We start from the raw sequence: 11,234 nt of genomic DNA, 5'->3' as shown, positions 1-11,234 counted from the left end.
GATCCCTTTCGAGAAAAAAGGGGAGTTGAAACTTATCCTTCGCCATCCCTACGGGAAGAAGGGAAGGGCTATCTATGTTTACAGACTGATGAGAGAATGGACAGGCGAATATGTTCTTCCCTCTGCAGCTGCCCCCTACGTCATCCTTCACAAGGACGGTGCCGTCTGGTTTTCTGACACAGGCTGGGAAATGGACATTTCACCTTACTATCCAGGGGTAAGCTATGCAGTAGATCTGGAGTATCGGACAGATGGCAGTTACCTGATCCTGCATAAGGACGGGGTGGTGTGGGACAGGACTTTTGGCTGGATTGTTACTACTCCTCCCTATTATCCCGATACATGCTATGCTAAGGACTTGGAGCTAAAATTTGATGGTTCTTACACTATCCTACACCGAGATGGGGCCCTCTGGAATAGGTCTGCTGGTTGGACTCTCGCCTGTCCCCCATATTATAAAGGAAGCGGTTATGCTCTAGATCTGGAGTATAGATCAGGTGGCAGTTATTTGATACTGCATAAGGATGGAGCTGTTTATGACAGTGCCTTGGGTTGGAATACCAATACCCCCCCCTATTACCGTGGATCAGCCTATGCTATGGATCTAGAGCTGATGTCTGATGGGAAAAACTATGTCATCCTGCATCAGGATGGCGCCCTGTGGTCTACTGATGGTGGCTGGGTGTTGTCAACCCCCCCTTACTATAAGGGCACCGGTTATGCGGTGGACTTGGAGCTCAAGGCCGATGATACAAACTACGAAATCCTGCATAAAGAGGGAGCGATATATGACTCTGTCACTGGCTGGGACCTGGACACCCCACCGTATTACCCAGGTACTGAGTGGGCAGTAGATCTGGAGGTGAGGTAAGATAGTGGGGAAGGGCTAAAAGGAGAGGAGGGTCAAAAAAGAAGAGATTTGTTTCCCTACCAATATGTTTGTCGGTTTTGGGTGTGGCAGGAAGTGGCTGGGCAGCGGTGTGTTTGCAAGGGCTTTGAGGAGATTGAGGATTGAAGAAGAGAAAGGAGGGAGATGAGATGGGAAGGCTATTATTTCTGGTATTGTTAATGTGTCCATTATTTGTAGGGGGTGTGGCTGTGGCGGCGGACCTTGATGTCTGTCCCACCTGTCCCTATACTACCATTCAGTCGGCGATTGATGCCGCAGTAGATGGAGACCGGGTACGGGTTACCGAGGGGACCTATAGTGAAAATCTTACCATTAACACCAAGAGCATCACCGTTTCAGGGGGCTGGAGCGCTAACTTCAGCACCCGGACGCGGGACCCGTCCCTTACCGTCGTTGATGGGGGGGGTACTGGTAGGGTATTGAGGGTATCGTATATGTCGTGGGAAGCGGATATTACCGTACAAAACATCACCTTGCAGAACGGCACCCATGATTGGGGCGGGTGTGTCCGAGCACATACCAGCGCTGAACAACCAATGGACATCACGTTTGAAGATGTGATTGTGCAGGACTGCGAGTGTACTTATGGTCATGGAGGTGGAATCTGCATACTTCCCTTTGGTGCCCAAATCAGAGCACGATTTACCAATGTCATTGTGAGGGACTGTGCTACTACGGGCTCTGGTGTCGGCGGCGGAATGTACCTCGGTTCTGATGATGGTGGTGATCCATCCATTCCAGGAGATTTAGAGGTGTTTATCGTCAACTCACTGATATACGACAACGAAGCAGACAGAGAGGGCGGTGGTATAGACATCTGGGCCCAGGATGATAGCAGCACACGGTGTGTCATCCTCAACAGCACGATAACGGGGAATACCTCTTATAATACATCCCTAGGTGGTGGGGGAGTAGTAGTGAATGATGATGGTGTTTCAGGAACGACTTCTATCCTTGGGATGTACAATACCATCCTTTACGGAAACACTGCGAGCCCTGGAGCAGACCTCACTATCGCTCTTGGGGGAACCCAGTCAAGGTCTGATGTTTACTACAGCGATTTTAATGGTGTCAATCACGTAAGTGGCACTTTTAACCAGGCAAACAACCTTAATACAGACCCCCTCTTTGTCGGCGGCGACGACTATCACCTGGTATCCACCTCCCCCTGCATCGATGCGGGCGACAATGACCCCCCCTATCTCCTCCCCTATACTGATATGGACGGCAACCGCCGGGTGGTAGACGGAGATGGTGACCTCGATGCCGTTGTGGACATGGGTGCCTATGAGTATGACAGCACGGCTCCCACCCCTTGTATCCTCCACAAAGATGGGGCGGTGTGGTTCTCTGATACAGGCTGGGAGCTGGGCACACCTCCATATTACCCTGGCACTGAATATGCCCGAGACCTGGAGCCCCACCCTAACGGCTCCTACGGCATCTTGCACAAAGATGGGGCTTTATGGATCAGTACAGATGGTTGGGAGCTGGGCACACCACCATATTACGCTGGTACAGAATATGCCAGAAAGGCAAAACTGCTGCCCGATGGCTCCTACAGTATTTTGCACACTGATGGGGCGATCTGGAATAGTGTGTCTGGCTGGGATTTAAGCACCCCTCCCTACTACTCAGGCACAGGCTATGCTGTGGATCTGGAGTACCGGACCGCTGACAACTATCTGATCCTGCACCAGGAGGGGGCGGTCTATGATTCTGCTTCCGGCTGGGACATGGGCATCCCTCCCTACTACCCAGGCACACCCTATGCCAAAGATCTGGAGCTGAAGGCATATGGGTCCCACTATGTCATCCTGCATCAGGATGGCGCCCTGTGGTCTACTGATGGGGGTTGGGTGTTGTCAGAACCACCCTACTATGCTGGTACCGGTTATGCAGTGGATATGGAGCTCAAGGCCGATGATACAAACTATGAAATCCTGCATAAAGAGGGAGCGATATATGACTCTGTTACTGGCTGGGACCTGGACACCCCACCCTACTATCCTGGCTCAGACTGGGCGCTGGATCTGGAGGTGAGGTAAGACCTTAACGGGGGGTAGCTAGTTATGGAAAGAGGTTCCCAGAAGGTGCCCATTATTTAGCCTCCAAGGGTGTTCTTATGCACCTTGTCTATAGATTAAGAGGAAAAAGTGGGTAGATCTTCGCTCCACTCAGATGGATCTGGCTGGTAAGCCGTGATAATCCGCACATCATCTCTCTGTACGTCGACAGCAATTTGTACAGGTAAGATCTTCTCCCCCATTTTATTTAAATTTATTCTACTACAAACATATGCTATCGATCAAGGAAATGGGTAGACCATCAACAGAGCCCCCCCTTGTCTGAAGGGGAGAATGGTGCTATCATTTTCTCAAAAATTCAGGAGAAGGGTATGGTTTGGCGAGACGCGAAAGGATTTACTTTAATTGAACTGATGGTGGTGGTGGTCATCTTGGGGATTTTGGCCGGGCTCATCATCCCCAAGATCATGGGCAGACCTGAAGAGGCCCGTCGGCTCAAGGCCAAGATGCAGATCCAACAGATCGAACAGGCCCTCAAGCTCTATTATCTCGATACCGGCACCTACCCCACTACTGAACAGGGACTCAATGCCCTGGTGGAAAAGCCCACCATCGAACCCATCCCCAAGCGATGGAGGGAGGGGGGGTATCTGGAGAAGGGGAAGGTTCCCCTCGACCCCTGGAGCAACCCCTACGTCTATATATCCCCGGGAATCCACAGCGAGGACTTCGATCTGGAGTCCTATGGCCCGGATGGTGAGGACGGGGGAGAGGGGAAATATGCCGATGTCGAGAACTGGGACTTGGAATAGCAGGGCCTTCACCCTCCTTGAGCTGGTGGTGGTTCTCTTCATCCTGGCCCTCTTTGCCACCATTGCCGTCCCCAGGCTTCAGCTATTTCTCTCCCACGGAGACACCAACAAGGCCATCAGGCAGATCCGAGGGGTAGTGAGATATCTGGCCGGAATGTCCGCCTCGACCAGGGTGCCGTATAGATTGAATTACGACCTCTCCCAGGGGGTATGCTGGGTGAGCTGTCAGAACGGTGAGGGGGAGTTTATGGAAGAAAGGGAGGTCCTTACCCGCCCCCTTCACCTCCCTCCAGGGGTGAGCTTTAAAGATGTCGTTACCCCCCGTGGTGAATATAAAGAAGGGGTTCCCTATACGCAGTTTTCCCCCACCGGCTGGGTGGAAAATACCCTCATACATTTAGAGGGGAGTTGTGTGGTTACCTTAAAACTCCTTCCCCTCACCGGCGAAGTAAAGATCTATGAGGGATATGTGACTGAGGAGAAGGAATGAGGCAGAGGGGCTTTACCCTCATGGAGGTGATGGTAGCGCTGGCTATCCTAGCCATAGCCCTGGTGGTTGTCTTCTCTCACCAGGTTGCAAGCATCGATCTGGGAAATGAGGCGATGATTATAACCAAGGCTACCTTATTGGCCCAGGAAAAGATGACTGAGCTGATCGCCCAGGAGAGATTGGCGACAGGGGAGAATGAGGGTGAGGTGCAGGAAGGTGTACCTCCCTTCAGATGGAAGACGACGGTGGAGGACGCCGAGCCCGAGGGTATGCGGCGGGTTATGGTCATTGTAAAGTGGAAGGAAGGGGATAAAGAGAGAGACCTGGATCTTGTCACCTATGTGGCCCCTCAAGAATAGTAGAGGCTTTACCTTGATGGAGGTGATGATCGCCGCTGCGATTCTGGCGGTGATCATGGGTATCGTCTACGGCTCCTTTTCGGGAAGCCTCAAGACCATGGAGATAGGTGAAGAAAGGGGCGAGGCCTACCGTAAGGCCAGGCTCATCCTCAGCCGGATGGCCCAAGAGATAAGTTGCGCTTACCTCCCTTCAGGAGAGGATCTCCCCGACATCGCGTATGCCTTCATAGGTGAGGATAGGGAGGAGGATGGTTTGCCGCAGGATACCCTGAATTTCATCTCGACCTCTCTCCTCTTAAAGGGGAAATCAAAGGGGCTGAAGGAGGTCGGTTATTACATCACCATTGATCCCCAGACGGACGAGCCCACCCTATTGATGAGAGAAGATACCACCCCTGATGAACGTTCAGATGAGGGAGGCAGAAGTTATGTAGCGGGCGGGGGGATAAGTGGTCTGGACTTCACCTATTACGATGCCCAGGGGAGGGAGTGGAAGAGGTGGGATTCAACCTCTCCTGTCTTTGGGGAGAAGCTCCCCAAGGTGGTAGATATCTCCCTCTTGCTCAAGGATGAAAGGGGTGAGATCATCTCCCTTACAACCAAGGTCTATATCCCCCTTGCTGGAGATTAGATGTCGATTAAGGATGAAAAGGGCATTGCCCTGATCCTGGTACTGGTGGTGATTGTTCTGCTCGTCTCCTTGGTAGTCGATTTCAGCTACACCATGAGGGTCGATCTTACCTTGGCGGCCAACTTTAGGGATGAAACAAAGGCCCTTTATGTCGCCAGGTCAGGTGCCGAGACAGCCAGGCTTCTGTTGAAGGAGGACGATCCTGCCTACGACGGGCTCGATGAAGAGTGGGCGCACTTCAACGAACACCCCGGTTTCATCTCCGAGGACGACGAGGGGAGGTTCAAGGGGGCACTAGAGGACGAGGCATCCAAGATTGCCATTAATAACATTGTAACTGACGAAGGGAGTTATAATCAGCTGGAAAGGCTCTTTAGACTCTTAGAAATGGACCCTGACCTGCTAGACCCCATCCTCGATTGGCTCGACCCCGACAATGAGCAAAGCCCCCTGGGGGCCGAGGACCCGTACTATCAGGGTCTCTCACCTCCGTATCCATGTAAGGATGGTCCATTGGCCACCTTAGAGGAGCTCCTCCTGGTGAAGGGGATGACCGAGGAGATCCTATATAGGGCTGAGGGGGGAAAGGGGCTTATCCATTACCTTACCATCTATTCTGAAGGTAAGGTAAACATCAATACCGCCTCCTCTATTGTCCTGCAGAGCCTCTCGGATGAGATCGATGAGGGGTTGGCCCAGGCCATCATCGCATATCGTCAGGAGGAGCCCTTCAAAGAGATATCAGAGGTAAAGAATGTATCTGGAATGACTGAAGAGGTATACTCTGAGGTCAGCCCTTACATCACGACAAAATCCTCGACCTTTTCTCTGCGGATAGAGGGCCAGGTGAGGGGGATCAAGAAGAAGATCTCTGCGGTGCTGGAGAGGGCAGGGGAGGACGTGAAGCAGATTTTCTGGAGGGTGGAGTAGATGGCGTTGTACCTTCCCGGCTGCCGGATAGTAGGGCTGGATGCTGGGGCTCACTCCATCAAGGCCGTGCAGCTCACCACCTCCCTTACCAATTTTAAGATTACCGGCTTTTTAATAAAGGAGCGCCAGGGGAGTACCTGGGAAGACCTGGCTGAAGACCTTCGCTCCATCACGCCGGAGGGGCCTTTGCAGGGCGATGTCTTTGTGACCTCCTTCCCCAGCCATAAGGCCCTCTTTCGCACCTCTGAACTCCCCTTCTCCCAACTGGACAAGATCGAGGCGGCCATCCCATATGAAGCCGAATCCATTATGATCTCACCTTTGGAGGAGATGGCGGTTGATTTTACTCTCCTTGAGGGGACGTCCCAAGGGAGCTCTGTTATTATCACATGTGTACAGAGGGAGCTCTTGCAGGATTATATGGACGCCCTGCGTGAGGGGGGTATGGTCCCCGATATGATAGATATCGACGCCTTGGCCCTGGCCCGCCTGATGGAAGAGGTGAAAGAAGAGAGGGGTATTGTCCTCCTTGATGTAGGGGCTGAGAAGATCTCGGTGAACATCTTCCAAAAAGGGGGACTGCGGTTCACCCGATCCATCCCCCTGGAGGATGGAGGAGGGAATGGAATTGAGGAGATCAGGCCTGCTCTCGAAGAAGTGATCTTTACCATGAAAGCCTATCTTGGCGCAGGGGGAAGGCCGATAGAGGAGGTGTGGCTCACCGGAGGAGGTTCCCGGAGAGAGGGGCTTGATGGGTACCTGGAGAAAGAAATAGGGGTAAAGGTGAATTACCCTGATTTCTTGAAGAAATTCCCCTCCACCGTGACCCTGCCTGAGGAGGCGAATATGATGGGGGGAGTGGCCCTGGGCCTGGCCCTGCGGGGCCTGAGGAGAGAAAAGGGTAGGGTGGACCTGGCGGGAAAAATTCCCAAACCCTCCCAGACCCTTACCCCTACGCTGCGCAAGAAGGTCTTTATTATAACCACTGCCGTTATCCTCCTTTTGGTCCTGATCGGGGCAAATTTCTATCTGGGGATTGCAGCCAAGGAGAGGCGTTACACGATGCTCAAGGGAGAGATGCGGCGGGTATTCAAAGAGGCCTTCCCCGAAGTAAGGGGGGTGGTGAATGAACTCCAGCAAGCCAGGGAGATGGTCAGGGGGATGGGTGAGCGGGGGGTGAAGATTAGCTCTCACCGCGGATACACCCCCCTGAAGATCCTCCGCGAGATCGCTCAACGCCTCCCTGAGGGGACGAAGATCGTGGAATTGGACATGGATGAGGGGAGGGTCGCCCTGCGGGGGATGGCCCCCTCTTTCGCTATGGTGGATGAGGTAAAGAGCTCCCTTGCTGCCTCTGCCCTCTTTCAGGATGTGAAGGTGGGCAAAGTGGAGCTCGCCCGGCGGGGTGGAAAGGGGGTACTCTTTAGGATGGTCCTTGCCAGGGAAGAAAAATGATTAAAATAGGGAATTGATAGGATTCAAGGGTTCAAGGATTCCAGTGGTCAAGTGAAATGCTTAATAATTATAAGGAGTTAAAAGTTTGACAGAAGGCTTATCAGCTTTGTATCGAGATCTATAAGATTACCAAAGGTTTTCCGAAGGAGGAGAGGTATGGGTTAGTATCACAGATAAGGAGGGCTGCTGTATCAGTTCCATCAATTATAGCAGAGGGGTATGGAAGGAAGACGACACCAGAATATATGCAGGCATTATACATAGCTTATGGTTCCAACTGTGAGTTGGAGACTCAGATCTTGTTATCGGGTGATTTGGGCTACATTGAACCGGATGATCTAAAGAATCTTCAGAGAGATATAGGAGATGTTGAGAGGATGCTCAAGGCACTCATTAAATCTTTAGAGAACAAACACTCGAACCCTTGAATCCTCGAATCCTTAAACCCTTTTTGGCAACTTTTTTGGAGAAGAACCTAAAATGATTAAAACGATAAAGACGATAAAGAACCTCACCCAGCGGGAAAAGGTCCTGATCGGAGGCGCCGCCATCTTCATCATCGGCCTTTTGGGCTACTATTTCGTTATCTCACCTGCGCTGGAAAGATCCAGGTTGCTGAGCCGCCTCATCGCCCAAAAGGAGATGCAACTGCAGGAACTCCTCCTGCTGAAAGAGGAATATCGCACGTTGAAGGCCTCTGAGGATGAGATCGTCAGCCGGCTCTCCGCCGCCGGGGGGTCTGTCTCACCCTTATCTCAACTGGAGCAATTGGCCAGAAGTGCGGGCCTAAGGGATCGGATCCAGCAGATGAAGCCCCTCTCCCCCATCTCCACCCCACGCTATACCGTCGTCCCTGTGCAGTTGAGGTTCAAGGGGGCGGGGTTAAAGGAGGTGGTATCCTATCTCTACGAGATAGAAAACGCCTCTCTACCCTTCCGAATAAAGAGGCTCAAGATCAGGTCCACGGCCCGCTCCCCCGGCAGCCTCGATGTGACCCTGGAGATTTTGACCTTCAGCGTCTCTGGCGGAAGATAGCTGGAATGCTTTATCCCTCCTCTTTGTGCCCGGATTTCTCTACGCCGAGAGCTGAAAAAAATGCTTGACACCGAACTCTAAATATATATACTTAACAAAAATGTTAAGTATATATATTTAGATGAACTATCCTTTTTTAAGGTCTCTAGGAGATAGGCTCTTTTTCGGCGTGGAGGATGTGGCTGAGTTTCTGGGCATCAAAACCTCTTCAGCCCATGTCCTCTGTTCGAGGTATGCCCAAAAGGGACTCTTCATCAGGCTCAAGCGCAATGTTTATATCTTGGCAGAAAGGTGGAGAAATCTGGGGCGTGATGACTTTATCTCCTTGGCCAATTTCCTCCAAGTCCCCTCATACATATCCTTTCTCAGCGCCCTTGTGTACTATGAAGTAACAACCCAGGTTCCGAGGATGGTGTGGGAGAGCGCCTCTCTCAAGAGGACTAAGCGCTTATCCGTTGACGGTGTGGAATTCCGCTACTACAAAATAGCCAAACACCTCTATCTCGGATTCCGGAACGAGGACGGTTTCTTCATAGCAGAGAGAGAAAAGGCCTTTCTGGACAGCCTCTATCTCTTTTCTGTTGGTAGGTATTCCCTCGACATTCCGGCTCTCGATCTGGGGAAGCTGGAGAGAGAAGGGATTGAGAGATGGATCAGATATTATCCTGAAAGGACGAAGAGTCTGGTTTCAGAGATATGGGCGACTTGATAGCTCAAGAGAGATTCGAGATAGAGGTGCTGGACAGGATGAACAGTGCAAAACTGCTTTCCCCCCTTGTCTTTGCCGGGGGTTCCATGCTCAGGCTTTGCTATGGTCTGAACAGGTTTTCCATCGACTTGGATTTCTGGTTTAGGAGGGAGGTAGAACCTGAGACTTTTTTTCTTTCATGCAAGGGAACACTCTCCCAATTCTATCGCTTAAAAGATACCGCACAAAAACATTACACCCTACTCTTTGAGATTTCTTCTTCGGATTACCCTCGAGGCCTCAAGGTGGAGATTCGAAAGGAGATAAAAAGGGTCAAAACTGAGGACGCCATCGCCTTCAGTCGTTACTCATGGCATCAGGTCTTAGTACGAGTGGTATCCCTTGAGGACATGATGCGGGAGAAGATGCAGGCATTTCTGGAGAGGGAGGAAATCAGGGATTGCTTCGATATAGACTTTCTGCCTCTCCCCCGTGGAGAGAGATCTGCGGCGAGCTCTTAGGGTGAGGGGGATTGATCAATGTCAATATTTCATGGATGTCCCTTCTTATTCCTGCGCAGGCAGCCTCGATGTGACCCTGGAGATCTTGACCTTCAGCACATCAGGGAGATAGGTTTAGACTCATCTCTATATCCAGTCCAAGAAAAAAAATCCTCCTCCCAGGAGATTGCGTTATCATCTCCCGAGAGGAGGATTGCCTTGAATCAGAGATAGGTCAGAATTGTTTATTAAGGTCCTGGCGGCTGGGGAGGTGGACACTCACACCCCGTTCCTTTCCATGCCATAGTATTCGCAAACATCCCCCAATTTTCCTCCGTGTCCATGCCCGTGCCGATCAGGCTTCCTTTTATCTCCCAGTACTCTTCCACTTCATTCCAGAAGATCACGCCGTCAAAAGTTCCACCATATTCTTCCTCAGCGCCAGATACATGATAAGCGAGATAGACAAAGTCTCCCAAGACGGTTCCTTCCAGCGATTGTTCTTCCAGTTCCCACTCATGGGTGCGGTCGTCGTAATCCCACCGGTACAGCGTACCGTAGAGCCTGGTGCCAATCTGGTCTGTGATTTCTAATGCTAACTCTGGATATTCCTCCGCATAAAACTCGCCCTGAAACGGATCTCCCGGGGGCGATTCCCAAAATTCAAACTCCATTAAATTTAAACACCAGCACCCTGTCAAATCACGCAGATACTCCAGGGCCTTGGCATACCCTGTCCCAGCATAATATGGGGGGGTAGCAATGTTCCAGCCAGTTGTGGTGTTCCAGATGGCCCCATCAGTGTGCAGGATACTCACCCCCTCGGAGTTATAGATGAAGTCCACCGCCCATGCAGTACCAGGGTAGTAAGGGGGGGTACTTAGATTCCACCCGGTGTCTGAGTTGTAGATCGCACCCTCCTGGTGCAGGATGTTATACGGACCTGCCGGCATCTGGGCCAGGGCCACACCTGCCACAAGGACAACCAAAACGATTACCAAACCTCCAAGACATCTCTTCATGATTCACCTCCTGTTTTAGTTAAATACCTACCTTTTTGGAAAAGTCAATTGAATTCTTACCTCAGGACTTCATTCACCTCTTTTCTTTAAATGCTCCTCTCCCACTTAGTTTGTCGAAATAGGGGAGGGCCAAAAGGCCTTCCCCTATTATATCTTACCTCACTTCCAGATCTACTGCATACTCAGTACCTGGGTAATACGGTGGGGTGTTCATGTTCCAGCCGTTAACAGAGTCGTATATCGCGCCCTCCTTGTGCAGGATCAGGTAGCCGTTCTCCAAAAGCTCCAGGGCCAGGGCATAACCGGTACCGGAATAATAGGGAGGTGTTGTAAGCACCCAGCCACCAGAGGTGCTCCACAGGGCACCGTCCTTGT

General features: G+C 51.6%; 13 protein-coding genes and 1 pseudogene. 12 read left to right on the top strand and 2 right to left on the bottom strand.

Annotated features, from left to right (window positions below; all coding sequences use genetic code 11):
- Positions 1 to 25 precede the first annotated feature (25 nt).
- The 12 genes and pseudogenes from JRI46_10830 (at position 26) to JRI46_10775 (ending at position 9,858) form a co-directional block, all read left to right on the top strand.
- On the top strand, positions 26 to 871 hold the full coding sequence (locus JRI46_10830; protein MBW2040063.1) for a hypothetical protein: 846 nt from the start codon (positions 26 to 28) through the stop codon (positions 869 to 871).
- 140 nt (positions 872 to 1,011) lie between these two features.
- Entirely contained in the window at positions 1,012 to 2,958 is a 1,947-nt protein-coding gene (locus JRI46_10825; GenBank protein MBW2040062.1) for a hypothetical protein, read from the top strand.
- A gap of 350 nt (positions 2,959 to 3,308) precedes the next feature.
- The gene (gene gspG / locus JRI46_10820) at positions 3,309 to 3,749 is read left to right on the top strand and encodes a type II secretion system major pseudopilin GspG (GenBank protein MBW2040061.1); all 441 of its coding nucleotides are present in this window, start codon (positions 3,309 to 3,311) and stop codon (positions 3,747 to 3,749) included.
- Complete coding sequence (locus JRI46_10815; protein MBW2040060.1) at positions 3,724 to 4,239, top strand: type II secretion system protein; 516 nt, start codon at positions 3,724 to 3,726, stop codon at positions 4,237 to 4,239. Before gspG ends, JRI46_10815 begins: the two co-directional genes overlap by 26 nt.
- Positions 4,236 to 4,598, top strand: a complete 363-nt coding sequence (locus JRI46_10810) for a prepilin-type N-terminal cleavage/methylation domain-containing protein (protein MBW2040059.1) — start codon at positions 4,236 to 4,238, stop codon at positions 4,596 to 4,598. The genes JRI46_10815 and JRI46_10810 overlap by 4 nt, the downstream gene beginning before the upstream one ends.
- A 16-nt stretch (positions 4,599 to 4,614) precedes the next feature.
- On the top strand, positions 4,615 to 5,229 hold the full coding sequence (locus tag JRI46_10805; GenBank protein ID MBW2040058.1) for a hypothetical protein: 615 nt from the start codon (positions 4,615 to 4,617) through the stop codon (positions 5,227 to 5,229).
- A complete protein-coding gene (gene gspK / locus JRI46_10800) occupies positions 5,230 to 6,159 on the top strand; it encodes a type II secretion system minor pseudopilin GspK (protein MBW2040057.1) in 930 nt (309 codons plus the stop codon).
- A complete protein-coding gene (gene pilM, locus JRI46_10795; protein ID MBW2040056.1) occupies positions 6,160 to 7,614 on the top strand; it encodes a pilus assembly protein PilM in 1,455 nt (484 codons plus the stop codon).
- Positions 7,615 to 7,670: 56 nt separating this feature from the next.
- Positions 7,671 to 8,042 (top strand): annotated as a pseudogene (locus JRI46_10790) (four helix bundle protein).
- Positions 8,043 to 8,094: 52 nt separating this feature from the next.
- Positions 8,095 to 8,649, top strand: a complete 555-nt coding sequence (locus tag JRI46_10785) for a type II secretion system protein M (GenBank protein ID MBW2040055.1) — start codon at positions 8,095 to 8,097, stop codon at positions 8,647 to 8,649.
- A 178-nt stretch (positions 8,650 to 8,827) separates the two neighbouring features.
- On the top strand, positions 8,828 to 9,358 hold the full coding sequence (locus JRI46_10780) for a hypothetical protein (GenBank protein ID MBW2040054.1): 531 nt from the start codon (positions 8,828 to 8,830) through the stop codon (positions 9,356 to 9,358).
- Positions 9,346 to 9,858 (top strand): nucleotidyl transferase AbiEii/AbiGii toxin family protein, encoded by a 513-nt coding sequence (locus JRI46_10775; GenBank protein MBW2040053.1) that lies wholly within the window; start codon positions 9,346 to 9,348, stop codon positions 9,856 to 9,858. Before JRI46_10780 ends, JRI46_10775 begins: the two co-directional genes overlap by 13 nt.
- Before the next feature lie 227 nt (positions 9,859 to 10,085).
- Here the strand turns inward: JRI46_10775 and JRI46_10770 are convergent, their stop codons facing one another.
- Together JRI46_10770 and JRI46_10765 are read right to left on the bottom strand one after the other, a co-directional pair.
- Complete coding sequence (locus JRI46_10770; GenBank protein ID MBW2040052.1) at positions 10,086 to 10,859, bottom strand: hypothetical protein; 774 nt, start codon at positions 10,857 to 10,859, stop codon at positions 10,086 to 10,088.
- Positions 10,860 to 11,013: 154 nt separating this feature from the next.
- A partial coding sequence (locus tag JRI46_10765) for a hypothetical protein (protein MBW2040051.1) occupies positions 11,014 to 11,234 on the bottom strand: 221 nt, incomplete at its 5' end.

The organism is Deltaproteobacteria bacterium, from assembly GCA_019308925.1.
Taxonomy (GTDB): domain Bacteria; phylum Desulfobacterota; class B13-G15; order B13-G15; family RBG-16-54-18; genus JAFDHG01.
Note: the sequence above shows the minus strand (reverse complement) of the source record. Positions and strands in the feature narration are given on the sequence as shown.

Bases quoted from the DNA above. Each gene is read 5' to 3' on its own strand.
- JRI46_10805 (MBW2040058.1), top strand. From the start codon at position 4,615: ATGGAGGTGATGATCGCCGCTGCGATTCTGGCGGTGATCATGGGTATC.
- JRI46_10815 (MBW2040060.1), top strand. From the start codon at position 3,724: ATGTCGAGAACTGGGACTTGGAATAGCAGGGCCTTCACCCTCCTTGAG.
- JRI46_10785 (MBW2040055.1), top strand. From the start codon at position 8,095: ATGATTAAAACGATAAAGACGATAAAGAACCTCACCCAGCGGGAAAAG.
- pilM (MBW2040056.1), top strand. From the start codon at position 6,160: ATGGCGTTGTACCTTCCCGGCTGCCGGATAGTAGGGCTGGATGCTGGG.
- gspK (MBW2040057.1), top strand. From the start codon at position 5,230: ATGTCGATTAAGGATGAAAAGGGCATTGCCCTGATCCTGGTACTGGTG.
- JRI46_10810 (MBW2040059.1), top strand. From the start codon at position 4,236: ATGAGGCAGAGGGGCTTTACCCTCATGGAGGTGATGGTAGCGCTGGCT.
- gspG (MBW2040061.1), top strand. From the start codon at position 3,309: ATGGTTTGGCGAGACGCGAAAGGATTTACTTTAATTGAACTGATGGTG.
- JRI46_10770 (MBW2040052.1), bottom strand. From the start codon at position 10,859: ATGAAGAGATGTCTTGGAGGTTTGGTAATCGTTTTGGTTGTCCTTGTG.
- JRI46_10775 (MBW2040053.1), top strand. From the start codon at position 9,346: ATGGGCGACTTGATAGCTCAAGAGAGATTCGAGATAGAGGTGCTGGAC.